This window comes from Amycolatopsis sp. NPDC101161 (assembly GCF_044768185.1).
GTDB lineage: Bacteria > Actinomycetota > Actinomycetes > Mycobacteriales > Pseudonocardiaceae > Amycolatopsis.
Genome location: NZ_JBIWPI010000002.1, coordinates 1,799,880 through 1,824,998, shown reverse-complemented (window position 1 = coordinate 1,824,998; position 25,119 = coordinate 1,799,880). Strand labels below are relative to the sequence as shown.

Genomic DNA, 25,119 nt, shown 5'->3' with positions numbered 1-25,119 from the left:
TGCGCAGGTATCGTGAGGGCGTGACGGACAAGCCCCGTATTCCGAACGTGCTCGCCGCCCGCTACGCCTCGGCGGAGCTGGTCTCGCTCTGGTCGCCGGAGCGGAAGGTCGTCCTCGAGCGGCAGCTCTGGATCGCCGTCCTCCAGGCGCAGAAGGACCTCGGCGTCGACGTCCCCGACGGCGTCGTCGAGGACTACCAGCGCGTCCTGGAGGACGTGCGGCTGGAGTCGATCGCCGCCCGCGAGCGGGTCACCCGCCACGACGTCAAGGCGCGGATCGAGGAGTTCAGCGACCTCGCCGGCCAGGAGCACATCCACAAGGGCATGACCTCGCGCGACCTCACCGAGAACGTCGAGCAGCTGCAGCTGCTCCGCTCGCTGGAGCTGATGCGCACCCGCGTCGCCGCCGTGCTCGCGCGGCTGGCCGCCCTCGCCGTCGAGCACGCCGACACCGTCATGGCCGGCCGCTCGCACAACGTCGCCGCGCAGGCCACCACCCTCGGCAAGCGGTTCGCCACCGCGGCCGACGAGCTGCTCGTCGCCTTCGAGCGGCTCGACAACCTGATCGAGCGCTACCCGCTGCGCGGCATCAAGGGCCCGGTCGGCACCGCGCAGGACATGCTCGACCTGCTCGGTGACGAGTCCACTTTGGATCAGCTCGAAGACCGCGTGATGCAGCACCTGGGCTTCAACCGGCGGTTCGTCAGCGTCGGCCAGGTGTACCCGCGCTCGCTCGACTTCGACGTGCTGTCCACTGTGGTCCAGCTCGCGGCGGCGCCGTCGAGCCTGGCCAAGACGATCCGGCTGATGGCCGGCCACGAGCTGGTCACCGAGGGCTTCAAGCCCGGCCAGGTCGGCTCGTCCGCCATGCCGCACAAGATGAACACCCGCTCGTGCGAGCGCGTGAACGGCCTCGCCGTCGTGCTGCGCGGCTACCTGTCGATGATCGGCGAGCTGGCCGGCGACCAGTGGAACGAGGGCGACGTCTCGGACTCCGTCGTCCGCCGGGTCGCGCTGCCGGACGCGTTCTTCGCGCTCGACGGCCTGCTGGAGACGTTCCTCACGGTCCTTTCGGAATTCGGCGCCTTCCCGGCGGTGATCGAGCGTGAGCTGGATCGCTATCTGCCGTTCCTCACCACGACGAAGGTGCTGATGGCTTCGGTCCGCGCCGGCGTCGGACGTGAGACGGCCCACGAAGCCATCAAGGAGAACGCCGTCGCCGTCGCGCTCGAAATGCGCGAAGGCCGCGCGGAGAACGACCTCCTCGACCGCTTCGCCGCCGACGAGCGCATTCCGCTCGACCGCGGTGAGCTGGACAAACTCCTCGCCGACCGGATTTCCTTCACCGGCACGGCGGGCCGTCAGGTCGAGCAGGTGGCCGAGCGCGTGGCGCGGGTGCTGGAACGCTTCCCGGAAGCCGCGGGCTACGCGCCGCAGCCGATCCTGTGAGCTGACGCACCCGTCCACGGATTGGAACGAATCCCCACGAACGGGCCAAATCCCTAATCTCCATCGCTGACCCCGTGTTCTTCGCGCGCCACCCGCGCGCGCTCACCCATGGAAGAAGCGATGAGATCCACGCTGTCGAAGATCGCCGCGTTCGTCACCTCGGGCGCGCTGGCGCTGACCCTCGCCGCGTGCGGCTCGGACAGTGGTTCGACCACCACCCTGCGCGTCGGGACCCTGAGCGACGCCCCGCCGTCGATCTACCTGGAGAACGGCCGGTTCACCGGCTACGACAACGAGCTGCTGCGCGACATCGCCAAGCGTGAGGGCTTCGAGGTCGAGTTCGTCGGCACGGAGTTCGCCGGCCTGCTGGCGGGTGTGGCGAACGGCAAGTTCGACATCGGCAGCTCGACGATCTCGAGCACCGAGGCGCGCAAGAAGACGGTCGCGTTCTCCAACGGCTACAACACGGGCTTCACCACGGTCGTGACCGCCAAGGGCGCGAACCTGAAGGACCCGGCGGCGTTCGCGGGCAAGCGGCTCGGCGTCGTCCAGGGTTCGGTGCAGGACGAGTTCGCGGGCAAGACCGCGGGTGCGCAGGTCGTCCGGTTCCCGGACTACAACGCGGGTTTCGCGCAGCTGAAGAACGGCACGCTCGACGGCTGGGTCGTCCCGCAGGACATCGGCCAGAAGTACCTGGACCAGAACCCCGCGGTCCCGCTGGAGCTCGGCTACACCATCGAAGACAAGGACACCCCGTCGGCGTTCGCGGTGGCGAAGAAGAACGCGGACCTGCTGAACAAGCTGAACGACGGGCTCGCGAAGGCCGTCGCCGACGGCACGGTCGCCCGCATCTACGCGCAGTTCTACCGGACGACGCCGCTGTCCAAGGAACTCCAGCAGGGCGGCCCGGGTCTGCCCGTCAAGAACGTGGGTGTCTGAGATGAAGAAGCTGATCATCACCGCGCTGGCCGCCGCGCTCACGCTGACCGCGTGCGGCGGCGGATCGGACAGCGCTTCCTCGACGTTGCGCGTCGGCACCCTGAGCGACGCCCCGCCGAACATCTTCCTCAAGGACGGCAACTACACCGGCTTCGACAACGAGCTGCTCAAGGACATCGCGGCCAAGCAGAACCTCGAGCTGGAGTTCGCCGCGACCGACTTTTCCGCGCTGCTCGGGCAGGTCGCGTCGGGTCGCTACGACATCGCCAGCTCGGCGATCGCGCAGACCGACGAGCGCAAGAAGACCGTCGACTTCTCCGCGGCCTACGACTTCGAGACGATGAGCATCCAGGCCAAGCAGGGCACGTCCGTCACCGACGAGAAGGGCTTGGCGGGCAAGCGGGTCGCCGTCATCCAGGCGACCGTCGGCGACCACTGGCTGGGCACCACGGTCCCGGACGCGCAGGCCGTCCGGTTCCCGGACTACGCCGCTGCGCTGACCGCGTTGAAGACCGGCGCCGTCGACGCGTACATCCTGGACCAGAGCATCGCCGAGAAGAACGTCACCGACAACCCGGACGCCAAGCTCGTCGTGGTGAAGAGCTTCGTCACCGACGTGCCGCACGGCTTCGCGGTGAAGAAGGGCAACACCGAGCTGCTCGGCAAGATCAACGACGGCCTCAGGAAGGCCATCGCCGACGGCACGTGGCTGAAGCTGCACCAGCGGTTCCTGCCGAACGCGCCGGTGCCGGCCGGGTTCTCCGGGAGTGGCTCGTGAAGAAGGCACTGATCACCGCGGTGGTCGCACTGTTGCTGACCGCGTGCGGCAGCTCCGACAGCGGGTCGGACACCCTGCGCGTCGGCACGCTCAGCGACTCGAAACCCAACGCCTACCAGGAAAACGGCACCTTCACCGGGTTCGACAACGAGCTGCTCGAGGCCATCGCGCAGAAGGAGGGCCTGAAGCTGGAGTTCGTCGCGACCGACTTCTCCGCCCTGCTCGGCCAGGTCGCCAACGGCACCTTCGCCATCGGCAGCTCGGCGATCGCGCAGACCGAGGCACGCAAGAAGACCGTCGGCTTCTCGGCGCCGTACAACTACCAGGCACTCGGCATCGCGGCGCGGGACGCGGCCGGGATCACCGACGAGAACTCGTTGTCCGGTAAGCGCATCGGCGTCGTCCAGGGCACGGTCTCGGACAACTGGCTGGCCTCCAACGCACCCGCCGCGCAGGCCGTCCGGTTCCCGAACGACGCCGCCGCGTTGAGCGCGCTCAAGACCGGCGCGGTCGACGGCGCGGTGTTCGACCAGGCCACCGCCGAGGACTACGCGAAGAACAACGCGGGGCTCGAAGTGGCCAAGTCGATCGTCACGACCATCCCGCACGGCTTCGCCGTCAAGAAGGGCGACGACGAACTCACGAAGAAGCTCAACGACGGCATCAAGAAGGTCGTCGCCGATGGGACGTGGCTCAAGGTCCACGACCAGTTCGAGCCGACCGCGCCCGTGCCCGCCGAGTTCAAGCCGGGGCAGTAGATGGAGCAGTTCCTCGACACCTTCCTCAACTGGGAGTACATCTGGCAGGTCTTCCCCGACCTGCTCAAAACGGGCTTGCTCAACACGCTCATCCTGGCGCTCACGTCCGGGCTGATCGGCATCGTGTTCGGCATGGTGCTGGCGGTCATGGGCCTGTCCACCAAGGTCTGGCTGCGCTGGCCGGCGCGGATCTACACCGACATCTTCCGCGGCCTGCCGGCGATCCTGACGATCCTCGTGATCGGCCAGGGCCTCGGCACGCTCGCGCGGGACGTCGTCGGCACCAACCCGTACCCGCTCGGCATCCTGGCGCTCAGCCTGATCGCGGCCGCCTACATCGGCGAGATCTTCCGGTCCGGCATCCAGAGCGTCGACAACGGACAGCTGGAGGCCAGCCGCGCGCTCGGGATGAGCTACGGCAAGGCCATGCTGCTGGTGGTCATCCCGCAGGGTGTCCGGCGCGTGCTGCCCGCGCTGGTGAACCAGTTCATCGCGCTGGTCAAGGACTCCAGCCTGGTGTACTTCCTCGGCCTGCTGTCCCAGCAGCGCGAGCTGTTCCGCATCGGGCAGGACCTCGCGGCCAACACCGGCAACCTGTCGCCGCTGGTCGCCGCCGGGTTCGTCTACCTGGTCATCACCGTGCCGCTGACGCACTTGGTGAACTACATCGACAAGAAGCTCCGGACCGGCCGCAAGGTGCGCGCCGACGAACCAGAGCTGGACCTCGTGTCCAGTGGAAAGGTCGTGTCGTGACGACGGCCGTGCGATCGTCCAGTGTGGAACTGCGGGACGTCCACGTCCGGTTCGGGACGCTGGAAGTCCTGCGCGGGGTGGACCTGCGCGTCGAACGCGGCAAGACGACGTGCGTGATCGGGCCGTCCGGGTCCGGCAAGTCGACGCTGCTGCGGTGCGTGAACCGGTTGCAGGAGCCCGATTCCGGCGACCTGCTGCTCGACGGCGAGTCCGTGGTCCGCGCCGACCCGGACGCGCTGCGCCAGCGCGTCGGCATGGTGTTCCAGCACTTCAACCTCTTCGGCCACCGGAGCGTGCTGGACAACATCGTGCTGCCGCTGCGCAGCGTCAAGAAGCTGGGCAAGGAGGAGGCGGCGGAGATCGCGCGGGCCCGGCTCGCCGACGTCGGCCTCGCGGACAAGGCGCCGTACCGCCCGAGCGCGTTGTCCGGCGGGCAGCAGCAGCGCGTCGCGATCGCGCGGGCGCTGGCGATGGACCCCGAGGTGATGCTCTTCGACGAGGCCACCAGCGCCCTCGACCCCGAACTGGTCAAGGGCGTGCTGGACCTCATGGCCGGGCTCGCCTCGCGGGGTCTGACGCTGATCGTGGTCACGCACGAGATGGGCTTCGCCCGGAGCGTGGCCGACGAGGTCGCGTTCATGGACGCGGGCCGCATCGTCGAGCAGGGTCCGCCGGCGCAGCTCTTCGACGACCCGCAGAGCCCGCGCCTGCGGCGATTCCTGTCACAGGTCCTCTGACTGTGCTTCCACAAAACCGCAGGCTTCGACGCCGAGGCCCCGGGTAGCCTGCGGGCATGGCGAGGATCGCGCGGTTGACGTACTACCCGGTCAAGGGCTGCGCCGGCACCGACGTGCCGACGGCCGAGGTCGGGCCGGCCGGGCTGGCGCACGACCGCGTCTTCCAGGTCGTCGCGCCCGACGGCGACTTCCGCAGCCAGCGCCGCTACCCGGCGCTGGCCGCGGTCCGGCCGCGGGTCGTCGGTGACCGGCTCGCGCTGTCCGCGCCCGGCCGCGACGACCTCGAAATCGACATCCGGCGCGACGGCCCGCGGCACCCGGGGTCGACGTTCTCCTGGCACGGCGAAGGCATCCACCAAGGCGAGGAAGCCGCGGAGTGGTTCTCGGACCTGCTCGGCCTGCCGTCGGTGCTGATCGGCGTCGCGCCGGACCACGAGCGCGTGACCGGCGGCGAGACGCCCGGCACCGCCGCGTTCGCCGACGGGCACGCGCTGCTCGTCGCCAGTGAGTCCTCTTTGGACGGCCTGAACGCCCGCATCCTCGAACGCGGCGGCGAACCGGTGCCGATGGACCGCTTCCGCCCCAACGTGGTCATCTCCGGCTGGCTCGAGCCGCACACCGAGGACGAGGTCCGCGCGATGACCGCGGGCACCGCGGAGTTCGGCTACGCCAAGCAGTGCGTGCGCTGCACGGTCCCGATGGTCGACCAGGAGACGGGCGAGAAGGCCGGTCCGGAGCCGATCCGGACGCTCGCCGGCTACCGCCGCCACGCGGATGGCGGCGTGATCTTCGGGATGAAGGCGGCCGTCGTCCGGCCGGGTCAGCTCGCGGTCGGCGACGAGGTGATCGTGCACTCTTGGGCCGGCCCGAGCCCGAGCACCGCCGCGGCCGAACCGCCGTTGACGGCGACGGCGAGCCGGCCCGCCGAGTCGGTGTAGAGCACGCTCGCGCCGGCGGGCACGTCGGCGAAGGTCCGCCCGATCTCGGTGGTCACCGCGACCCGCTCGCTGTGCACGGAGACCGCGCCCGACAACCCCGACAGCTCCAGGTCCGCCGGGGTCGCCGCGAGCTGGACGTTGCCGAAGTGGTCGACCGTCAGCACCTCCGACACCAGCTTCCCGGGGAACGCGGCGACGAACGGCTCGGGCAGCTCGACCAGGTCGTCGACGCGGGCGCCGAACTCGCTCGGCGAGACCCCCAGTGCCAGGTGGGCGGCCGCGGGCGCGAAGACGTCCCGGCCGTGGAACGTCGCCGACGTGACCGGCAGCCGCAGCGACGGCTCGGTCAGCTCGTAGGCCTCCCGGACCCCGCCCAGCGCGTGCGCGGCCGGCAGCAGCAGGCCGTTGTCCGGCCCGACCAGCAGCCCGCCCCCGGCGACGACGACCACGCCGAGCCGGGCCGTGCCGACGCCCGGGTCGACGACGGCGACGTGCACCGCTTCCGGGAGGAACGGCACGGTCTGGGCCAGCGCCATCGCGCCGTGCCGGATGTCCTGGGGCGGCACCTCGTGCGTCACGTCGATCACCCGCACGGCGGGCGCGAGCCGCGCGATCACGCCGTGGCAGGCCGCCACGAAGCCGTCGCGCAGGCCGTAGTCGGTCGTCACCGAGATCCAGTCGTACGCCATGTGAGCATCATCCATGGTGGCGGAGGGTGCCCGTTAGGGTTCAGCGCGTGACACCCCTCCCCACCCCCGAGCGGCTCGCGTCCGGCAAGGTCCGCGACCTCTACGCCGCGGGCGACGACCACCTGCTGGTCGTCGCCTCCGACCGCATCTCGGCCTTCGAGCGCGTGTTCCCGACCCCCGTCCCGGACAAGGGCCGGGTGCTCACCGCGATGAGCGTGTTCTGGTTCGGCGAGCTGGCCGACGTCGTCCCGAACCACCTGGTCGCCTGCGACGGCCCCCGGGTCCCGAAGGCCTTCCGCGGCCGGGCGCTGCTGGTCGAGCGCCTGAAGATGCTGCCGGTGGAAGCCGTCGTCCGGGGCCATCTGGCCGGGCGCGGGTACGCGGAGTACCGCAAGTCCGGTTCGGTGTGCGGGGTCGCGCTGCCGCCGGGGCTCGCCGAGTCCGAGCGGCTGCCGGAGCCGATCTTCACCCCGTCCACGAAGGCGCACCCCGGCGAGGTCGACGAGCACCTCGACTTCGGCACGTTCGCCTCGATCCTCGGCCGCCGGCTCGCCGAGAAGGTCCGGGAGGCCTCGCTCGAGCTGTACCGCCGCGGTGCCGCGCGGGCCGCGGAACAGGGCCTGCTGCTGGCCGACACCAAGTTCGAGTTCGGCGTCCGGCGCAACGGCGAGCTCGTGCTCGCCGACGAGCTGCTGACCCCGGACTCGGCGCGCTACTGGCTGGCCGACGGCCACCGCCCCGGCCGCCCGCGCCCGTCGTTCGACAAGCAGCACGTGCGCGACTGGCTGGTCGGCCCGGCGTCGGGCTGGGACTGCGTGTCCCCGCTGCCGCCGCTGCCGCCCGAGGTGGTGACGGCCACGCGCGACCGGTACATCGAGGCGTACCACCGCGTCACCGGGCTTTCGCTGGCAGACTGGCCCCGTGATCCTGCTGATCTGCGGCAGCCTGCGAGCAGGCTCGGGCAATGCGGCGGTGCTGGGGACCGCCGCGACCCTCACCGCGAGCAAGACGTACACCGGCCTCGGCGACCTGCCGCACTTCAACCCCGATGACGACCGCGACCCGCTGCACCCGGCCGTCGCGCAGCTGCGCGCGGCGATCGAGGAGGCGGACGCGATCCTGTTCTGCACGCCGGAGTACGCGGGCGGCCTGCCGGGCTCGTTCAAGAACCTCCTGGACTGGACGGTCGGCGGCGGCGAGATCTACGGCAAGCCGGTCTCGTGGATCAACGCGTCGTCGGTGGCGGCCCCGACGGGTGGCCGCGACGCCCACGACTCGCTGCGCAAGGTCCTGACGTACGCGGGCGCGAAGATCGTCGACGAGGCGTGCGCGCGGATCCCGGTTTCGCGCGCGGACGTCGCCGACGGTCAGGTCGCCGACCCGGACCTGCGGGGCCGGATCGCCGTGGCGGTGTCGCGGCTGCGTGAGGGCGTCTGACCCTTCCGGCAACGGACGCTCGCCCGTTCTGCGCAGTTCACGGCGACGTCAGACGCGTGCGTCCCAATGGTGGCGTGGAAGCTCGCTTGCTGGTTTCGCTGTCGGGAATCACCCCGCGCACGCTGCACCGGTGCGCCGACCTCGCGGCCGAGCTCGACCGCCGCCGGGTCCCGCTGTCTCTGCTGTACGCCGCACGCACCGGCGAAGGCCCGGTGACGGAGTGGGTGCGCACCCGCGCCCGCGCTGGCGATTCCGTGCTGCTGCACGGCTACGACCACACCGTCACGCCCACGCACCGCACGGTGTACCTGGGCAAGAAGGCGGAGTTCGCGACGCTGCCGGCGCACGAGGCACGGCTGCGGCTGATCGCGGCGAAGGCGGCGCTGGACAGCGCGGGTCTGTCGGTCGACGGCTTCGCGCCGCCGCGCTGGATCGCGTCCCAGGGCACGCTGCAGGCGCTGGCCGAGCACGGCTTCCGCCTGTGCGCGGACCTCGGCGCGGTCCGCGACCTGGTGACCGGCGAGGTGCGCCGGGCGCGCGTGAGCGAGTTCACGAGCCAGTCGCACCGCACGGAGACGGTGCGCTGCTTCGCGCTGGTGCTGGCGGCGGCGCGGTCGGCCCGCCGGGGCGGGCTGGTCCGGCTGGGGGTGGAAGCCACGGACCTGACCCGCCCCGGCCTCCGCCAGGCGCTGCTGGACGCGGTGGACGTGGCGTTGGAGAACCGCGCGTTCGGCGCGACTTACGGGTCGCTGCGCGCGGTCGCCGCTTAGAACTTCGCGGGTTCGGCCCGTTCGAGGACCTTGACCTCGGTGCCTTCCGGCGCGAGGTTCCCGAAGAGGCCGTAGTGCATGGCCGGGTTGGCGAGCACGGCTTCGTGGATCGGCACGGCCACCCGAGGCGCGACGGCCCGCAGGTAGTCGACGGCTTCGCCGGCCTTGAGCCACGGCGCCCCGGTCGGCAGCCCCAGCACGTCGATCTTCTGCTCGGGCACGAAGAACGAGTCACCGGGGTGGAAGAAGGCGCCGTCGTCGAAGACGTACCCGATGTTCGGGATCACGGGGATGTCCGAGTGGATGACGGCGTGCTGACCGCCGACGGCCTTGATCGAGGTGTCCCCGACGGCGAACGCGTCACCCACATTGGCGACATCGAACTCGACGCCCAGCTTTTCGACCTCGGGCGCGGACCCGGGGTCGACGATCAGCTTGGCGTCCGGGTTGGCTTCGAGGACCTTCGGCAGCCGTTCGACGTCGAGGTGGTCGAAGTGCTGGTGCGTGACCAGCACGGCGGACAGCTCCCGCTCGCCTTCGAACCCGGTGGAGAACGCCCCGGGGTCGATCAGGATCCGCTCGGAACCGGTCTCCAGCAACAGGCAGGCGTGTCCGAAATGGACGATACGCATCGTTGGTTCTCCTTCACGGGGGGTCGTTTTCCAGCCTAGTCCCGGTTCACCAGCCGGTGGCCGACATCGTCGAGGTCCCGCCGCGAGACGCCGGCGTCGAGGAGGTACAGCTCGACGTCGAACCCGTCGAGCGTGGCCCGGACGGCGGCCGCGGTCGTGGTGCCTCGCGCCGCGAGGAGCGCCGCGATGCCCGGCCCCTGATCTTCGGCGCCCATCGCGGCGTACAGCGGTTTCAGGGCTTCGGCGGACAGGTCGTAGTCCGCGGCGATGACGTCGGGTTCGACGTCGGCCAGCGCCAGCAGCAGGAGCGCGACGAGACCGGTCCGGTCCCGCCCGCCGCCGCAGTGGAACAGGACGCCGCCGGGGGCGGACCGCGCGATCGCTTCGACGACGGCGGCGCAGCGCTCGGCCTTCCGTTCGAGGAAGACCGGGTAGTAGAGCGGGCTGCCGTTCAGCCGCTCGCCGTTGACGTACCGCCAGAACTCGAGGTCGCCGATGTCGTCGAGGGGAACTTCGACGCGGTCGATGCCCGGCGGCGCGGTCACGCCGGTCGCGGCGGCGAACTGCGCCGAACCCGCCAGCGCCGTGGGAGCGTCCGCCATCGGCCGGATCTCGTCGGCGTTGCGCAGGTCGAGGACGGTCCGGACGCCGGACTCCCGCGCCTGGGCCCACCCGGCGTCGGTCACGAACCGGAGGTCCGCGGCTCTGAAGAACGCGCCGCGCCGAGTCGTGCGTCCCGATCGCGTCGGCAGGCCACCGAGGTCTCTCGTGTTGTGGAAGCCTTCCCAGGCCACGGTTCTGTCCATGCGTCACAGTTTGCCGGTCAACAGCGCATCCCCCAGCTCCGTGCGCCGGTACAGCACTCGATGACCCCGGCGTTCCGACGCCAGCAGTCCCGCCCCGCGCAACGCCGTGAGGTGCGCGGAAACCGTCGCCGGGGCCAAGCCGTGGCGCTGGGCCAGTTCCGTCGTCGCCGCCGGGCGGTCCAGGCTCGTCATGAGCAGCGCCCGCGTCCGGCCGAGGACCTCGGCCAGCGCCTCCGGCGGCTCGGTCGGGGACGTCCACAGCGAAGCCACGCCCCGCGCCGGGTACAGCAGCGAAACCTGCCACGGCGGCACCGTCACGACCCCGACGTTCGGCCACGCGAACACCGCCGGGATCAGCAGCAGCCCGCGCGCGTCGAGCTCCAGCCGCTCGCGCGACCGGACGTCGACCAGGACCGACGTCTCCGACAGCCGCACGCGCGGGTGCAGCCCGGCCAGCATCGCCGCGATCCCACCGGACCCCAGCTGCCGCGTCCGGTACGCGATGTCCGCCGCCAGCAGTTCACGCAGCCGCGGCCACTCCGGCGCGAGCAGCGCGTGCCAGACCGTCTCAAGCTGTGAGGCCAGCAGGTCGCGCGCGGCCGCCGGGTCGGCCGGCAGCAGCGACAGGTCGGCGTCGACCATCCCCAGCTCCAACGCCACCTGTGCCGGCGGCGTCTCCCGCACGGCCTGGAGCTGCGCCGAAGCCGTCGTCTCCGGGCCGTCCGGCGGCGGGCTCAGGAACTCGGTGATGTAGTGCCGCGCGCTCAGGACCGCGGCCAGCTCGGGCACGTCGGGCATGGCCGACAGCCACGGCAGGTGCGCCGGGTGCCGCCGGAGGCCCAGCAGCGTCTGGACGGCGCCCAGCACCTCCTCCAACGGCGAGATCGCGAAGCGGACGCGTTGCGCGCCGGCGGCCGTCAGCACCAGCTCGATCATCGGCGATTCGCCCTCACCCGAATCAGTGTGCGCCGAGAAGGCGGCCAACGACGCTACGGACATGTCGTTGTTCACCCATCGCGCCTACTGGCGCTGGTCGGCGGGCGTCCAGTTCGCCCGGTCGCCCGCGACCATGGCGCCGCTCGCGTTCACCCTCTTGACCACCGCGACGACCGGCTCGTACCGGCTCGGCGGCGTGCTGATGTCGGTCTTCGTCGCCGCCGAGATGCTGTGCGCGGTGCCGGTCGGGCGGCTGCTCGACCGCGTCGGCCCTTCGCGGGGCCTGCCCGCGCTGCTCCTGCTGACCGCGGCCGGGTACGTCGTGCTGGCGTTGGCCGCCGACGCGCCCGCGCCGGTCCTGGTCGCGCTCGTCCTGCTGCCCGGCATCGCGGGCGGCGCGCTGTCGGGCGGCTTCCGGACGCTGCTCGCGGACACCGTCGACGACGAACTGCTGCCGCGCGCGATCTCCGTCGACTCGATGCTCCTCGAAGGGGTGCTCATCGGCGGTCCGGCGCTGGTCGCGGTGCTCGACCTGGCAGGCACGTTCGTCCCGCTGGCGGCGATGGCGGTCGCCTGCGTGGCGGCGGCGCTGCTCGTTCCGCGTGGCGCGAGTGTCCACGAACGGGTGGAATCCGACGCCGACGTCCCGCCTGCGCGGCTCGGCACCTACCTGCCGTGGCTGGGCTGCGCGTTTACCGTCGGGCTGCTGCTCTCGACGATCGAGGTGGCACCGCTGCCGCTGGTCCAGCGGCTCGGCGCGCCCGAGACGGCCGCGCCGGTCGTGATCGCCGTGCTGAGCGGGGCCAGCATCGCGGGCAGCGCGCTCTACGCGTGGCGCGGGAAGATCGGCGACCCGCGGCTGTTCCTCGCCGGGTTCGTCGTCGGCGGCCTCACCCTGGCGGGCGGCCTCGGCTGGCCCGGGCTCGTGGGGTCGGTGGCCCTGATCGGCGCCTGCACGGGTCCGCTGGTGGCCGCCACCTCGGTCAACCTGCAGCGCCTGCTGCCGAAGAACCGCAGGTCGGCGGGGTTCTCGCTGAGTTTCACCGTCCAGGCCGCGGGCTTCGGGCTGGGGTCGCTGGCGGTGGGCGTGCTGCCGCTGTGGGTCACGCCGTTGTTCGGTGTCTTTGCCGCGGCGATCGCCGGTGGAATGCTGGTGGCGAAGCCCGTGCGAGCTATTGGCACAATGTCAGTAACGTCGTAGCCTGGGCTGACCCGCGACCTCCAGGGAGACGCCGATGACTGCCGTCCAGCCGAAGCCGACGTCGGTCGGCGAGACCTTCGACTCGCTCAGCCCGGCGACCGACGAGGTGGTCGGAACCTACCCCGTCCATAGCGCCGAGGACGTCCAGGCGGCCGTCGAGCGTGCGCGCGTCGCGGCGAAGTGGTGGGAAGAGCTGGGCTTCGCGGGGCGCGCCGAGCGGCTGAGGAGCTGGAAGGGCGTGCTGACGCGGCGGCTGCCGCAGCTGTGCCAGGTGGTCCGCGACGAGACCGGCAAGCCGATCGCGGACGCGCAGCTCGAGAGCGTCCTGGCCATCGAGCACATCGCGTGGGCGGGCAAGCACGCGAAGAAGATCCTCGGCAAGCAGAAGCGCTCGGCCGGCCTGCTGATGTCGAACCAGGCGGCGACCGTCGAGTACCAGCCGCTGGGCGTGGTCGGCGTGATCGGCCCGTGGAACTACCCGGTGTTCACGCCGCTGGGCTCGATCGCGTACGCGCTGGCGGCGGGCAACGCCGTGGTGTTCAAGCCGAGCGAGTACACGCCGGGCGTCGGGAAGTGGCTGGTGGACGCGTTCGCCGAGATCGTCCCGGAGCAGCCGGTGCTGCAGCTGATCACGGGCTTCGGCGAGACGGGCGCGGCGCTGGTCGGGGCCGGCGTCGACAAGATCGCGTTCACCGGTTCGACGGCGACGGGCAAGCGCATCATGGCCGCGGCGGCCGAGACGCTGACCCCGGTGGTCATCGAGGCGGGCGGCAAGGACCCCGTCCTGGTCGACGCGGACGCGGACCTGGACGCGGCGGCCGACGCGACGGTCTGGGGCGCGTTCTCCAACTCGGGCCAGACCTGCATCGGCGTCGAGCGCGTGTACGTCCACGAGAAGGTCCACGACGAGTTCGTCGCGAAGGTGGTCGAGAAGTCGAAGGACGTGCGAGCGGGCTCGGACGAGGCGGCCCAGTACGGCCCGGTGACGATGCCGTCCCAGCTGGGCGTGATCAAGAGGCACATCCAGGACGCCCTGGCCCGCGGCGGCAAGGCGGTCCTGGGCGGCGAAGACGCGGTCGGCGACCGGTACGCGCAGCCGACGGTCCTGATCGACGTCCCCGAGGATTCGGAAGCGGTCACGGAGGAGACGTTCGGCCCGACGGTGACGATCGCGAAGGTCGCCTCGATGGACGAAGCGGTCGAACTCGCGAACAACACGAAGTACGGCTTGGGTTCGACGGTGTTTTCGAAGTCCCGCGGAGTGGAGCTGGCGGAGAAGCTGCGCACGGGCATGACGGCGATCAACGCACCGCTGTCGTTCGCCGGAATCGCATCCCTGCCGTTCGGCGGCGTGGGTGATTCGGGCTTCGGCCGCATCCACGGCCCGGAGGGGCTGAGGGAGTTCGCCCGCACGAAGGCGATCGCCCGCCAGCGGTTCACGGCCCCGCTGACGTTGACCTCGTTCACCCGCAAGGAATCGACGGACGCGTTGGTGGCCAAGCTGGTGACCATCCTGCACGGCAAGCGCTGACGCAGTTCCGGGGCTGTGGACAACTAGCGTCCACAGCCCCGGAACCGCGCCGGTTCTGTCGGTGGCCGCCGGTAAAATGGTTACCGGGGGCCGAGGCCCGCCCTCGCCACCTGCCGCTCATTTGCCTCGCCGAGCGGGCGACGCTTCGCGCACCGGCGCCGGCAATGTCCGCGATCCAACCCGGCGCAAGTCCGGCGGGCGCAGTCTGCGACAGCAGGCGGCCCGAAGGCGAGCCAGCAGCAGCCCGACCGAGGTTCTCTCTCACTGGCGAGCGGCAGCCCGGTCAGCCTGCCCGCCCACCGGCGAACCCCAAAGCAAGACCCGGCCGAGGCCCGCCCTAAGCCTTGACCAGCGCGTCCACCGCGCTGAAGAACATGCCAAGCCCATCGTCCGACGGCCCGGTCAACGCGTCGATCGCGTGCTCCGGGTGCGGCATCAGCCCGACGACCCGGCCGTTCTCCGACCGGATCCCGGCGATGTCGTTGCGCGACCCGTTCGGGTTGCCGCCGACGTACCGGAACACCACGCGCCCCTCGGCCTCCAGCTCGTCCAAAGTGGACTGCTCGGCCATGTAGCACCCGTCGATGTTCTTCATGGGGATGAGGATCTCGGCGCCGTCGTCGTAGCGCGTGGTCCACGCGGTGGACGTGTTCTCCACCCGCAGCCACTGGTCGCGGCAGATGAAGTGGAGGCCCTGGTTGCGGATCATCGCGCCCGGCAGCAGCCCGGCCTCGCACAGGATCTGGAACCCGTTGCAGATGCCGAGCACCGGCATCCCGCCGCGCGCCGCCTCGATCACCGGCGTCATCACCGGCGCGAACCGGGCGATCACGCCCGCGCGCAGGTAGTCACCGTAGGAAAAGCCGCCCGGGACGATGACCGCGTCGACGTCGTGCAGGTTCTCGTCCGCGTGCCACAGCGGGACGGCCTCGGCGCCGGCGTACGTGACCGCGCGGGCCGCGTCGCCGTCGTCGAGCGTGCCCGGGAAGGTGATGACCCCGATGCGCGCGCTCACGCGTCCACCCGCGTGATCGTCCACTGCTCGATGACGGGGTTCGCGAGGAAGCCCTCGGCGATCTTCTCGAGCGTCGCGTCGTCGACCGTGTCGTCGACCTCGATCTCGAAGTGCTTGCCCTGGCGGATCTCCTTGATCCCGGTGAAGCCGAGGCGACCGGCGGCGCCGAGCGCGGCCTGCCCCTGCGGGTCGAGGATTTCGGGCTTCGGCATGACGTCGACAACGACTCGGGCCACGGCAGGCTGCTCCTTATTCACGCAGGTCGTGGGTACCCCGCGAGCATAGTTCACTCAGTTCGGCAGGCCGCGAGGACCTAGACTGGCCGTACGCGCCGACCTGCGCCATGATGAGTCGTTGACATCGCGCCAACAGCTGTGGAGGCACCGTGGACTCCTACGACTACGTGATCGTCGGCGCCGGGAGCGCCGGGTGCGTGCTGGCGAACCGGCTCACCGAAGATCCGTCCGCCCAGGTCCTGCTGCTCGAAGCGGGCGCGGAGGACACCGCCGACGAAATCCACATCCCGGCCGCGTTCCCCTCGCTGTTCAAGACCAAGTGGGACTGGAACTACGAGACCGTCGAGCAGAAGCACACCGGCAAGACGGCCTACTGGCCGCGCGGCAAGGTGCTCGGCGGCTGCTCGTCGATCAACGCGATGATCTACATCCGCGGCAACCGCGCCGACTACGACGGCTGGCGCGATTCTCACGGCGCCGAAGGCTGGGGCTGGGACGACGTCCTGCCGTACTTCAAGCGCGCCGAGGGCAACCAGCGGTTCGACGGGCCCCTGCACGGCACCGACGGCCCGCTCCACGTCGAGGACCGCCGCTTCACCCACGAGCTGTCGACCGCCTGGGTCGACTCCGCCGTCGCGTGGGGCCTCAAGCGCACCGACGACTTCAACGGCGAGAGCCAGGAGGGCGCCGGCGTCTACCAGGTGACCTGCAAGAAGGGCCGCCGCTGGTCGACCGCCGACGCGTACCTGCGGCCGGCTCTGGAGCGGCCGAACCTGACCGTGAAGACGAACGCGCCCGCCACCCGCGTCGTCTTCGAGGGGACGCGCGCGGTCGGCGTGTCCTATTTGGACAACGGCGTCGAGACCACCGCGCGGGCGTCGGCCGAAGTCATTTTGAGTGGTGGCGCGGTGAACTCGCCGCAGCTGCTGATGGTCTCGGGCGTCGGCCCGGCCGAGCACCTGCGCGAGCACGGCATCGACGTCGTCGCCGCGCTGCCCGGCGTCGGCGAGAACCTGCACGACCACCCGGCGTGCGGGATCATCTGGTCGACGCGCGGCACCACCGACCTCGTCGACGCGGCCACCCCGCGCGGCCTGATCCGCTACCAGCTGACGAAGCGCGGCCCGCTGGCGTCGAACATCGGCGAGGCGGGCGCGTTCTTCCCGACCACCGGCGGGCTGCCGGCGCCGGACATGCAGATCCACGTCGCGCCGACGCTGTTCTACGACAACGGCATGCGCGAGCCGACGGTCCCGGGGTTCACGTCGGCGGCGACGCTGGTGGACGTCGCGAGCCGCGGCCGGCTGCGGCTGAAGTCGGCGAACCCGTTGTGGAAGCCGGAAATCGACCCGGCGTACTACGCGGAGTCGGTGGACATGGACAAGATGATCGCCGGGTTGCGGGCGTTGATCGAGATCGGCCGCAGCGGTCCGCTGAAGCGGTTCCTCGACCAGCCGTTCCTGCCGGCGCGGCACGACCTGAGCGATTCCGAGCTGGCCGAGCACATCCGCGAGAACACGCAGACGCTTTACCACCCGGTCGGGACGTGCTCGATCGGGTCGGTGATCGATCCGCAGCTGCGGGTGCAGGGAGTCGAGGGGCTGCGGGTCGTGGACGCGTCGGTGATGCCCGTGGTGCCGCGCGGGAACACGAACGCGCCGACGATCATGGTGGCGGAGAAGGCCGCGGATTTGATCCGTGGGCGGGCCTCGGCCCCCCGGTAACCAGTTTACCGGCGACCACCGACAGAACCGGCGCGGTTCCGGGGCCGTGGACGCTAGTTGTCCACAACCCCGGACCGGCTCAGCTCGCCGCCGCCACCAGGCGGGCGTACGAGCCGCCCGCCGCCAGCAGGGTCGCGTGCGGGCCCAGCTCCGTGATGCGGCCGCCCTCGACGACCGCCACCCGGTCGGCCGCCGCCGCCGTGTGCAGGCGGTGGGCGATCGCGATCACCGTCCGGCCCGACAACACGCTGTTCAACGACCGCTCCAGGTCGCGGGCCGAGCCCGTGTCCAGCAGCGACGTCGCCTCGTCCAGCACCAGCGTGTGCGGGTCCGCCAGCACCACCCGGGCCAGCGCCAGCTGCTGCGCGATCGCCGCCGGGACCGGGTGCTCGCCCGACCCCAGCTTCGTGTCGAGCCCGTCCGGCAAGGAAGAAACCCAGTCGGACGCGCCCGCCGAGGCCAGCGCCGCCAGCAGCTCGTCGTCCGTCCAATCGCCGTCCGCGCGGCGCGCCGGCAGCGCCAGGTTCTGCCGCAGCGTTCCCGAGAACACGTGGTGCTCCTGGGTCAGCAGCAGGACCTCGCCGCGCAGGACGTCGTCGGCCAGCGCCGAGACGTCCTGGCCGCCGATGCGCACCGAGCCCGCCGACGGCGCCGCGATGCCCGCCAGCAGCCGGCCGAGCGTCGACTTGCCCGCGCCGGACGGGCCGACGATCGCCAGCCGCTCGCCGCGCGGCACCCGCAGGTCGATGCCGTGCAGCACCTCGCGGTCGGCCGTGTACGCGAACCGGACGCCGTGGACGTCGATGTCACGCCCGCGCGGCACCTCGGTCACCTTCTGCGACTCCTCGACGGCCACCTCGCGGACGCCCAGGATCCGGCGTGCCGCGGCCGCCGCGACCTGCAGGTCCTCCAGCCAGAACAGCGCCTCGTTCAGCGGCGCCGACATCGCCTGGACGTACAGCAGCATCGTGGTGATCTCGCCGAGCCCGGCCCAGCCGCGCGTGTACGCGAGCAGCCCGAGCGGCAGCATGACCGCCAGCGGCAGCACGTAGCTGATCTCCAGCGACGGCAGCCACCGCAGCTGCAGCGCCCGCATCCGCCGCTCGCCGAGGATGCTCTGGTCCAGCGCGTCGTACGCCGCGTCGACGCGGCGCTCGGTCAGCCCGAGCGCCTCGACCGTGCGCGCGCCCTCCGCCGTCTCGTGGACGCTGGTGGTCAGGTCTGCCCAGCGGTCGAGCATCCACTGCATCAGCGCCGGGATCCGCCGCTGGTACCAGACGTTCACGCACAGCAGCAGCGGCACCGCGACCAGCAGGCTCAGCGAGAGCAGCGGTGACGTCACCACCATCGCGACGACCGTGAACACCACGGTCACCGCCGCGATCAGGATCTCCGGCGCCGCGAACCGCGCCGCGTGGTCGATCCGGCCGAGGTCGGTCGTGGCGCGGCTGAGCAGGTCGCCGGTGCCGGCCGCCTCGACCGTGCCGAGCGGCAGCTGCAGCGCCGTCCCGACGAACTCCTCGCGCGTCTCGGCCAGCACCAGCTCGCCGAACACCGCGCCGCGCATCCGCGCGATCTTCCGCGCGACCGCCTGCAGCACCAGGATCCCGACGAACACCGCCGCCAGCACGTCGACGCGGCCCGTCGTCGTGCCGGCCGCGACGTCGTCGACCAGCGTGCCGAGCAGCTGCGGCCCGGCCAGCCCGATCAGCGTCGACACGCACAGCGCGCCGAGCAGGAGCCCGAACTCGCGTTTGTGGGTCGCCGCCGTCTTCAGCGCCCAGCGCCGGACGTCCCGCCGGGACGCCGTGGGGAGCCGTTTCACACCGTCACCACCTTCGCCGTGAAGACCTCGTCGGCCACATGTGTCCACAGTGGACTCTGGCTGAACACCACCGTCGTCTTGCCGCGGCGCAGGGCCGCGACGCGCTCGGTGATGCGCGCCTCCGTGTGCGCGTCGACCGCCGACGTCGGCTCGTCCAGCACCAGCACGTCGGCGTCCGCCGCCAGCGCGCGGGCCAGGTTGAGCCGTTGCCGCTGGCCGCCGGACACCTCGCGCCCGCGCTCGCCGATCACCTCGTCGACGCCGTTCGGCAGCGCCTCGACGATGTCGTCGGCGTCGGCCGCGTACAGCGCTTCGGTGATGCTGACGCCGCCAGGTCGCGCCGGCGCCAGCTGCTCGCGCAGCACGCCGGAGAACCAGATGTCCTGGTTGTGCGCGTAGACGACCCGCCGCCGCAGCTCCGCGAGCGCGACGTGGTCCGCCCGGACCCCGTTGACCAGCACCTCTTCGCCTTCGGCCGGGTCGGCGAACCGGGCCAGCCGGTCGGCCACCGCCTCGCCGTCGGCGCCGAAGTCGACGACCGTCAGCCGCCCGGCCGCGACCCGCACGCCGGACTCGGAGTCGGCCAGCTCCAGCGGCCCCTCGGGCAGCCGGACCGGGTCCTCCGGGTCCGCCAGCTTCGGGTGGATCGCCAGCAGCGCCACCACCTTCCGCGCCGCGACCAGGCCCGACGTGATCGAGCCGACCGCCTCGGTGGCGGCGGTGACCGGCCAGATGAGGAACGCCGAAACGCCGTAGAACGCCACGAGCTGCCCGACGCCGATCTCCCCGGCCACGGCCAGCCGCGCGCCCAGCCAGGTGATCACCACGGTGACCAGGCCCGGCAGCGCGATCTCCGCCGCGGCCAGCCACGCCTCGGCCCTGCCGACCTCGATACCGGCTCGCCGCACCCGCTGGCTCGTCTCGCGGAAGCGGGCGAAGAACCGCCGCTCGCCGCCGATGCCGCGCAGGATCCGCAGGCCGGACACGATGTCCGCGCCGAGCGCGTTGACGTCGCCGCGCTTCTCGCGCTGCTTCGCCTTGCGCTTCTGCAGCGGTGCCAGCAGCGGCCCGATGCCCAGCACCGCGACCGGCACGCCGACCAGCGCGACCACGCCGAGCAGCGGCGACGTCGAGATCAGCCACACGGCGACCACGACGAACGCCAGCAGCGAGCCGAACGCCCGGCCGGTCATCTCGACGGTGTTGCCGATGTGGTTGATGTCGGTCGTGGCGATCGCGACGAGGTTGCCGGTGGTCGTCTTCTCGCGCAGGCCGGCGCCGACGCGCGTGGTGTGCGCCGACACCGCCCGCTGGGTCGAGCCCGCGCCGTGCAGCCACAGGCCGTAGTTGAGGAAGTGCAGCCAGGTCCCGGTCAGCGTCTGCACCACCCCGAGCAGGGCCGCGGCCAGCGCCCAGCGCCAGACGGCGGCGCCGTCGTGCGCGCTGACGGCGCCGATGCCCTGGCCGATCACCAGCGGCACCAGCGCACCGGGCAGCGCCCACACGACACCGAGCGCGGCGGCGCCCAGCACCGTGCCGAGCCGGGCCCGGAACACGGCGAGCAGGAAGCGGCTCGCGCTGGGCCGCGCGGGCAGCCGCAGCGGCGGAAAGGGATATGTGGCGGAAAGCACGATTCCCGACGGTAAGCCGCCGACCAGCGGAAGGCGACCGATTTTCGGCGGCCCACCGTCCGGGGCACCCGGGTGCGCCCCGTATCCTGGCGGCCGTGGCGAACCCTGACACGGACACCGTGACCAGCACCGTTGACACCACCGAGCGCGCCGGGGCGACCCCGGACCACACCCAGCCGTATCGGGAACTGGGCCTCGCCGACGACGAGTACGCCCGCATCCGGGAAATCCTCGGCCGCCGGCCCACCGACGCCGAGCTGGCCATGTACTCGGTGATGTGGAGCGAGCACTGCTCCTACAAGTCGTCGAAGAAGCACCTGCGCTACTTCGGGGAGACCGCCACCGACGAGATGAAGGCCAAGATGCTGGCCGGCATCGGCGAGAACGCGGGCGTCGTCGACATCGGCGAGGGCTGGGCGGTCACCTTCAAGGTGGAGAGCCACAACCACCCGTCCTATGTGGAGCCGTACCAGGGCGCCGCGACCGGCGTCGGCGGCATCGTCCGCGACATCATGGCCATGGGCGCGCGGCCCCTCGCGGTCTCGGACGCACTGCGCTTCGGCCCGGCCGACGCCCCCGACACCAAGCGCGTGCTGCCCGGCGTCGTGGCCGGCGTCGGCGGCTACGGCAACTGCCTCGGCCTGCCGAACATCGGCGGTGAGCTGGTGTTCGACCCGTCCTACTCGGGCAACCCGCTGGTCAACGCGCTGTGCGTCGGCGCGATGCGCGTCGAGGACCTGCACCTGGCGTTCGCGTCCGGCACCGGCAACAAGATCATCCTGTTCGGCGCGCGCACCGGCCTCGACGGCATCGGCGGCGTTTCCGTCCTGGCGAGTGACACCTTTTCGGGTGACGAGTCGGCGTCCGGCCGCAAGAAGCTCCCGAGCGTCCAGGTCGGCGACCCGTTCACCGAGAAGGTGCTCATCGAGTGCTGCCTCGAGCTGTTCGCGCAGAAGCTGGTCGTCGGCATCCAGGACCTCGGCGGCGCCGGGCTGTCCTGCGCGACGTCCGAGCTGGCCGCGGCCGGCGACGGCGGCATGCACATCTACCTCGACCGCGTTCCGTTGCGCGCCACCGGGATGACCCCCGCCGAGGTGCTCTCCAGCGAGTCGCAGGAGCGCATGTGCGCGGTCGTCTCGCCGGAGAACGTCGAGGCGTTCATGGCGGTCTGCCGCAAGTGGGACGTCATCGCCACCGACATCGGCGAGGTCACCGACGGCGAGCACCTGGTCATCACCTGGAACGACGAGGTCGTCGTCGACGTCCCGGCGCACACGGTCGCCCACCAGGGCCCGGTGTACGACCGGCCGATCGAGCGTCCGTCCTTTCAGGACGCGCTGATCGCGGACACGTCGGCGTCGCTGCCGCGTCCGTCCACTCCGGACGAACTGCGCGCGGACGTGCTGCGCCTGATTTCTTCGCCCAACCAGGCGTCGAAGGAATGGGTGACGTCGCAGTACGACCGGTACGTGCGCGGCAACAGCGTCCTTTCGCAGCCGTCGGACTCGGGCATGATCCGGATCGACGAGTCGTCCGGCCGCGGCGTCTCGGTCGCGACGGACTGCAACAGCAAGTTCGTCTACCTGGACCCCTACCGCGGTGCGCAGCTGGCGCTGGCGGAGGCGTACCGCAACGTGGCGACGGGCGGCGCGACCCCGGTCGCGGTGTCGGACTGCCTGAACTTCGGCGCGCCGACGGACCCGGGCGTGATGTGGCAGTTCGAGCAGGCAGTGCACGGCCTCGCGGACGGCTGCGTCGAGCTCGGCATCCCGGTCACGGGCGGCAACGTGAGCTTCTTCAACCAGACGGGCTCGACGGCGATCCTGCCGACGCCGGTGATCGGCGTCCTCGGCGTGATCGACGACGTGACCCGCCGCATCCCGACCGGCATCGGCGCGGAGGCGGGCGAAACCCTGCTGCTGCTGGGTGAGACGCACGACGAGCTGGACGGTTCGGCGTGGGCCCGCGAGCTCCACGGCCACCTCGGCGGCGTGCCCCCGCGTGTGGACCTGGCCCGCGAGAAGCTCCTGGGCGAGATCCTCGTGGCGGGTTCCCGCGACGGCATGATCTCGGCGGCCCACGACCTTTCCGACGGCGGCCTGATCCAGACCCTGGTCGAGACCGTCCTCATCGGACAGTGCGGCGCCCGGGTGTTCCTCGACGCCGATCAGGACCCGTTCGTCCAGCTGTTCTCGGAGTCGGCGGGCCGCGTGCTGGTGGCGGTCCCGCGCACGGAGGAGCTGCGCTTCACCGAGATGTGCACGGCCCGCGGACTGCCCTGGCGCAAGACGGGCGTGGTGGACCCGGAGTCGGGAACGCTGGAGCTGCAGGGCATCACGGAGTTCACGCTCGACGAGCTCCGCACGGCGTGGGAGTCCACGCTTCCCGCCCTGTTCGACTGACCTGTGGACACGTGACCGGAGGGCACCGCGAACTGTCGGTGCCCTCCGCTAGCGTGGAAAACGGGGGCTGCTCAGGGCAGTTCGGTCCCGGCCGGGAACCTCGCTTCGCCGAAATCCGGCGGCTGCGCGAAGAAGACACCCTCGAACCGCACCTCGTCGTGCGCGGTGAAGTCCCGGAACCCCGTCCCCGCGCCGAACCGCGTCCGCGTCAGGTCGACCGGTCCGTCCGCACTCGCCCCGGTCAGGAACACCGATCCCGTGAACGCCGTGTCCACCAGGAAAACGCCGTTGACGATCGTCGCACCCTGCGCCCCCAGCAAGCCGACGTGCTTGCCCGAAAGGTTGAACCGATCGAGCCGCGCGCCCGAGAGGTCGAGGGTGTACGCCGGACCGGTCCCGGCGTCCGGCAGCGACGCGCGGATCACCCGCTGCGCCGTGCGCCGGACCTGCGACTCCCGTGCGTCCTCAGCCGAATCGTCGTCCTTGAACGGCCGCCGCAGGTACGCGCACAACACGTCGAGCACGGTCTGCGCGTAGATCTCCGGTCGCGTCCGCGCGAGGCCGCCCAGCGCGTGGATCGCCCCGACGCGCACCTGGTCGGCCTCGTGCCCGAGCAGCTCGACCGACTTCGCGAACCGCTCGTCGGAGATCCGCGTCCGCTCGAGCTCGTGCCGATCCTCCTCGACGCGCCGGCGGCGGTCGTTCAGCCACAGCCCGTACAACGCCGCGACCGCGCCGCCGGCCAGGCCCGCGGTCTTGAGCGCGTCGCCGCGGCTGGTCGCGCGGTCCGCGAGCAGCCAGACCAGCGTCCCGGCGAACACGACCACGCTCAACGCGAACGCCAGCAGCAGCGGCGAGACGCGCTTCACCCGCTCACCGCGGTGATCCGGGACTCGCCGTCGCGCAGTTGCTCGAGCTTCCACTCCGCCGGCACTTGCACGTCCTTCTCGTCGCGCACCAGCGTGTTGTAGAGCGAAACGGACTTCGGCAGCGAGGCGAACCTCAGGTCGGTCTGCCCCTCGAAGCGGGTGCGCCGCAGGTCCAGCTCGCAAGACGCGACCACCCCGGAGAACACCGCGTCCTTCGCGAACTTCGCGTCCTTGAAGGTGGTTTTCCCGGCGAACTCCGTCTCGGTGAAGTCGGCGTCCTCGTCGAACTCCGTGCCGCTGAACCACGCGTGGCTCTCGAACACCGCGCCGCGGCAGCGGAAGTAGCCGATCAAGCGTCCCTTCGCCGTGCCCGCGGCGGTGAGGTAGACGCGGCCCGTGAACCGGCAGCCGCTGAAGTTGGTGCTGCTGTGCAGCGACGCGTACCGCAGCAGCAGGCCGCCGACCAGCTTGCCCGAAAGGTCGAAGTACTCGAGCGTCGCGCCGGTCAGGTCCAGGTCGTACGCCGGGCCTTCGGCGTCGCTCGCGGGCAGCAAATCCGTTACCAAGCGCTGCGCCGTGAGCCGGACCGTCAGCTCGCGCTCCGGTTCCGGGTTCTCGGAATCCGGCTCGGGCCGCTTGAACGGCCGCCGGAGGTACGAACACAGCACGTCCAGCACGGTCTGCGTGTACTCCGGCCGGCTTCGCGCCAACCCCGCCAACGCGTGCAGCGCCCCGACCCGCACCTGGTCCGCGTCATGACCCAGCAGCTCGACGGCCTTCGCGAACCGCTCGTCGGCCACCCGCTCGCGGTCCTGCTCCGCGCGCTGCGACTCCAGCTCGTGGCGGCGGCGCTCGATGTCCTGACGCCGTTCTTCGACGCGGCGGCGCCGGTCGTTCAGCCACAGCGCGTACAGCGCCACGATCGCGCCGCCGGCGAGGCCGCCCGTCTTCAGCGCCTCGCTGCGGCTGGTGGCGGGGTCGGTCAGCAACCAGCCGCCGACGCCCGCCAGCAGGACCACCGACGCGAGGAACGTCCACGCCAGCGGCGATCGCCACAGCTTCAC

General features: G+C 71.4%; 24 protein-coding genes. 14 read left to right on the top strand and 10 right to left on the bottom strand.

Annotated elements, in window-relative coordinates; all coding sequences use genetic code 11:
* Positions 1 to 20: 20 nt before the first annotated feature.
* From purB to ACIRSS_RS20025, 7 genes are all read left to right on the top strand, one after another.
* On the top strand, positions 21 to 1,448 hold the full coding sequence (purB, locus tag ACIRSS_RS20055) for an adenylosuccinate lyase (RefSeq protein ID WP_400896806.1): 1,428 nt from the start codon (positions 21 to 23) through the stop codon (positions 1,446 to 1,448).
* Positions 1,449 to 1,568: 120 nt separating this feature from the next.
* The gene (locus tag ACIRSS_RS20050; RefSeq protein ID WP_400896804.1) at positions 1,569 to 2,387 is read left to right on the top strand and encodes a substrate-binding periplasmic protein; all 819 of its coding nucleotides are present in this window, start codon (positions 1,569 to 1,571) and stop codon (positions 2,385 to 2,387) included.
* Between the two features lies 1 nt (position 2,388).
* Positions 2,389 to 3,165 (top strand): ABC transporter substrate-binding protein, encoded by a 777-nt coding sequence (locus ACIRSS_RS20045; protein ID WP_400896802.1) that lies wholly within the window; start codon positions 2,389 to 2,391, stop codon positions 3,163 to 3,165.
* Positions 3,162 to 3,923, top strand: a complete 762-nt coding sequence (locus ACIRSS_RS20040) for an ABC transporter substrate-binding protein (RefSeq protein ID WP_400896800.1) — start codon at positions 3,162 to 3,164, stop codon at positions 3,921 to 3,923. Before ACIRSS_RS20045 ends, ACIRSS_RS20040 begins: the two co-directional genes overlap by 4 nt.
* Entirely contained in the window at positions 3,924 to 4,676 is a 753-nt protein-coding gene (locus ACIRSS_RS20035; RefSeq protein WP_400896798.1) for an amino acid ABC transporter permease, read from the top strand. It abuts the gene before it with no gap.
* Positions 4,673 to 5,413 carry an amino acid ABC transporter ATP-binding protein gene (locus ACIRSS_RS20030; RefSeq protein WP_400896796.1) on the top strand — a complete coding sequence of 247 codons (741 nt, stop codon included), beginning with the start codon at positions 4,673 to 4,675 and terminating at the stop codon, positions 5,411 to 5,413. Before ACIRSS_RS20035 ends, ACIRSS_RS20030 begins: the two co-directional genes overlap by 4 nt.
* Before the next feature lie 56 nt (positions 5,414 to 5,469).
* The gene (locus tag ACIRSS_RS20025; protein ID WP_400896794.1) at positions 5,470 to 6,351 is read left to right on the top strand and encodes an MOSC domain-containing protein; all 882 of its coding nucleotides are present in this window, start codon (positions 5,470 to 5,472) and stop codon (positions 6,349 to 6,351) included.
* Here the strand turns inward: ACIRSS_RS20025 and ACIRSS_RS20020 are convergent.
* Positions 6,234 to 7,040, bottom strand: coding sequence for an S-adenosyl-l-methionine hydroxide adenosyltransferase family protein (locus tag ACIRSS_RS20020; protein WP_400897574.1), 807 nt, complete (start codon positions 7,038 to 7,040; stop codon positions 6,234 to 6,236). The two genes, ACIRSS_RS20025 and ACIRSS_RS20020, sit on opposite strands and share 118 nt — an antisense overlap.
* A 47-nt stretch (positions 7,041 to 7,087) precedes the next feature.
* Between ACIRSS_RS20020 and ACIRSS_RS20015 the strand changes: the two genes are divergently transcribed.
* From ACIRSS_RS20015 to ACIRSS_RS20005, 3 genes are all read left to right on the top strand, one after another.
* Positions 7,088 to 8,092, top strand: coding sequence for a phosphoribosylaminoimidazolesuccinocarboxamide synthase (locus ACIRSS_RS20015; protein ID WP_400896792.1), 1,005 nt, complete (start codon positions 7,088 to 7,090; stop codon positions 8,090 to 8,092).
* Entirely contained in the window at positions 8,013 to 8,477 is a 465-nt protein-coding gene (locus tag ACIRSS_RS20010) for an NADPH-dependent FMN reductase (RefSeq protein WP_400896790.1), read from the top strand. Before ACIRSS_RS20015 ends, ACIRSS_RS20010 begins: the two co-directional genes overlap by 80 nt.
* Before the next feature lie 74 nt (positions 8,478 to 8,551).
* Positions 8,552 to 9,247 carry a DUF2334 domain-containing protein gene (locus tag ACIRSS_RS20005; protein ID WP_400896788.1) on the top strand — a complete coding sequence of 232 codons (696 nt, stop codon included), beginning with the start codon at positions 8,552 to 8,554 and terminating at the stop codon, positions 9,245 to 9,247.
* On the opposite strand, the gene ACIRSS_RS20000 is transcribed toward ACIRSS_RS20005, so the two are convergent.
* From ACIRSS_RS20000 to ACIRSS_RS19990, 3 genes are read right to left on the bottom strand one after another with little or no spacing between them, the layout of a single operon-like run.
* Positions 9,244 to 9,879, bottom strand: coding sequence for an MBL fold metallo-hydrolase (locus ACIRSS_RS20000; RefSeq protein ID WP_400896786.1), 636 nt, complete (start codon positions 9,877 to 9,879; stop codon positions 9,244 to 9,246). The two genes, ACIRSS_RS20005 and ACIRSS_RS20000, sit on opposite strands and share 4 nt — an antisense overlap.
* A gap of 35 nt (positions 9,880 to 9,914) precedes the next feature.
* Entirely contained in the window at positions 9,915 to 10,685 is a 771-nt protein-coding gene (locus ACIRSS_RS19995) for a tyrosine-protein phosphatase (RefSeq protein ID WP_400896784.1), read from the bottom strand.
* A 3-nt stretch (positions 10,686 to 10,688) separates the two neighbouring features.
* A complete protein-coding gene (locus ACIRSS_RS19990; RefSeq protein ID WP_400896782.1) occupies positions 10,689 to 11,621 on the bottom strand; it encodes a DUF5937 family protein in 933 nt (310 codons plus the stop codon).
* A gap of 61 nt (positions 11,622 to 11,682) precedes the next feature.
* Between ACIRSS_RS19990 and ACIRSS_RS19985 the strand changes: the two genes are divergently transcribed.
* Together ACIRSS_RS19985 and ACIRSS_RS19980 are read left to right on the top strand one after the other, a co-directional pair.
* Complete coding sequence (locus tag ACIRSS_RS19985; protein ID WP_400896780.1) at positions 11,683 to 12,822, top strand: MFS transporter; 1,140 nt, start codon at positions 11,683 to 11,685, stop codon at positions 12,820 to 12,822.
* 34 nt (positions 12,823 to 12,856) lie between these two features.
* Positions 12,857 to 14,353: an aldehyde dehydrogenase family protein gene (locus tag ACIRSS_RS19980; RefSeq protein WP_400896778.1), complete on the top strand. Its 1,497-nt coding sequence runs from the start codon at positions 12,857 to 12,859 to the stop codon at positions 14,351 to 14,353.
* Positions 14,354 to 14,690: 337 nt separating this feature from the next.
* Here the strand turns inward: ACIRSS_RS19980 and purQ are convergent, their stop codons facing one another.
* Both purQ and purS read right to left on the bottom strand, forming a co-directional pair.
* Positions 14,691 to 15,368: a phosphoribosylformylglycinamidine synthase subunit PurQ gene (gene purQ, locus ACIRSS_RS19975; RefSeq protein WP_400896776.1), complete on the bottom strand. Its 678-nt coding sequence runs from the start codon at positions 15,366 to 15,368 to the stop codon at positions 14,691 to 14,693.
* Entirely contained in the window at positions 15,365 to 15,604 is a 240-nt protein-coding gene (gene purS, locus ACIRSS_RS19970; protein ID WP_086675945.1) for a phosphoribosylformylglycinamidine synthase subunit PurS, read from the bottom strand. The genes purQ and purS overlap by 4 nt, the downstream gene beginning before the upstream one ends.
* A 149-nt stretch (positions 15,605 to 15,753) precedes the next feature.
* Here purS and ACIRSS_RS19965 point away from each other — a divergent pair, with 149 nt between their 5' ends.
* Positions 15,754 to 17,328 carry a GMC family oxidoreductase gene (locus ACIRSS_RS19965; protein WP_400896774.1) on the top strand — a complete coding sequence of 525 codons (1,575 nt, stop codon included), beginning with the start codon at positions 15,754 to 15,756 and terminating at the stop codon, positions 17,326 to 17,328.
* 79 nt (positions 17,329 to 17,407) lie between these two features.
* Here ACIRSS_RS19965 and ACIRSS_RS19960 read toward each other — a convergent pair whose 3' ends face one another.
* Both ACIRSS_RS19960 and ACIRSS_RS19955 read right to left on the bottom strand, forming a co-directional pair.
* Positions 17,408 to 19,153 carry an ABC transporter ATP-binding protein gene (locus ACIRSS_RS19960; protein WP_400896772.1) on the bottom strand — a complete coding sequence of 582 codons (1,746 nt, stop codon included), beginning with the start codon at positions 19,151 to 19,153 and terminating at the stop codon, positions 17,408 to 17,410.
* Positions 19,150 to 20,784 carry an ABC transporter ATP-binding protein gene (locus ACIRSS_RS19955; protein WP_400896770.1) on the bottom strand — a complete coding sequence of 545 codons (1,635 nt, stop codon included), beginning with the start codon at positions 20,782 to 20,784 and terminating at the stop codon, positions 19,150 to 19,152. Before ACIRSS_RS19955 ends, ACIRSS_RS19960 begins: the two co-directional genes overlap by 4 nt.
* A 95-nt stretch (positions 20,785 to 20,879) precedes the next feature.
* Between ACIRSS_RS19955 and purL the strand changes: the two genes are divergently transcribed.
* Positions 20,880 to 23,186 carry a phosphoribosylformylglycinamidine synthase subunit PurL gene (purL, locus tag ACIRSS_RS19950; protein ID WP_400896768.1) on the top strand — a complete coding sequence of 769 codons (2,307 nt, stop codon included), beginning with the start codon at positions 20,880 to 20,882 and terminating at the stop codon, positions 23,184 to 23,186.
* 71 nt (positions 23,187 to 23,257) lie between these two features.
* Here purL and ACIRSS_RS19945 read toward each other — a convergent pair whose 3' ends face one another.
* Positions 23,258 to 24,055 (bottom strand): hypothetical protein, encoded by a 798-nt coding sequence (locus ACIRSS_RS19945; RefSeq protein ID WP_400896766.1) that lies wholly within the window; start codon positions 24,053 to 24,055, stop codon positions 23,258 to 23,260.
* On the bottom strand, positions 24,052 to 25,119 hold the full coding sequence (locus tag ACIRSS_RS19940) for a pentapeptide repeat-containing protein (RefSeq protein WP_400896764.1): 1,068 nt from the start codon (positions 25,117 to 25,119) through the stop codon (positions 24,052 to 24,054). Before ACIRSS_RS19940 ends, ACIRSS_RS19945 begins: the two co-directional genes overlap by 4 nt.

What these genes read in the sequence shown, in the direction of transcription:
- ACIRSS_RS19990 (WP_400896782.1), bottom strand. Translation starts at nt 11,621, where the DNA reads ATGATCGAGCTGGTGCTGACGGCCGCCGGCGCGCAACGCGTCCGCTTC.
- ACIRSS_RS20050 (WP_400896804.1), top strand. Translation starts at nt 1,569, where the DNA reads ATGAGATCCACGCTGTCGAAGATCGCCGCGTTCGTCACCTCGGGCGCG.
- ACIRSS_RS20000 (WP_400896786.1), bottom strand. Translation starts at nt 9,879, where the DNA reads ATGCGTATCGTCCATTTCGGACACGCCTGCCTGTTGCTGGAGACCGGT.
- ACIRSS_RS20035 (WP_400896798.1), top strand. Translation starts at nt 3,924, where the DNA reads ATGGAGCAGTTCCTCGACACCTTCCTCAACTGGGAGTACATCTGGCAG.
- ACIRSS_RS19980 (WP_400896778.1), top strand. Translation starts at nt 12,857, where the DNA reads ATGACTGCCGTCCAGCCGAAGCCGACGTCGGTCGGCGAGACCTTCGAC.
- ACIRSS_RS19985 (WP_400896780.1), top strand. Translation starts at nt 11,683, where the DNA reads ATGTCGTTGTTCACCCATCGCGCCTACTGGCGCTGGTCGGCGGGCGTC.
- ACIRSS_RS20045 (WP_400896802.1), top strand. Translation starts at nt 2,389, where the DNA reads ATGAAGAAGCTGATCATCACCGCGCTGGCCGCCGCGCTCACGCTGACC.
- ACIRSS_RS19995 (WP_400896784.1), bottom strand. Translation starts at nt 10,685, where the DNA reads ATGGACAGAACCGTGGCCTGGGAAGGCTTCCACAACACGAGAGACCTC.
- ACIRSS_RS20020 (WP_400897574.1), bottom strand. Translation starts at nt 7,040, where the DNA reads ATGGCGTACGACTGGATCTCGGTGACGACCGACTACGGCCTGCGCGAC.
- ACIRSS_RS20025 (WP_400896794.1), top strand. Translation starts at nt 5,470, where the DNA reads ATGGCGAGGATCGCGCGGTTGACGTACTACCCGGTCAAGGGCTGCGCC.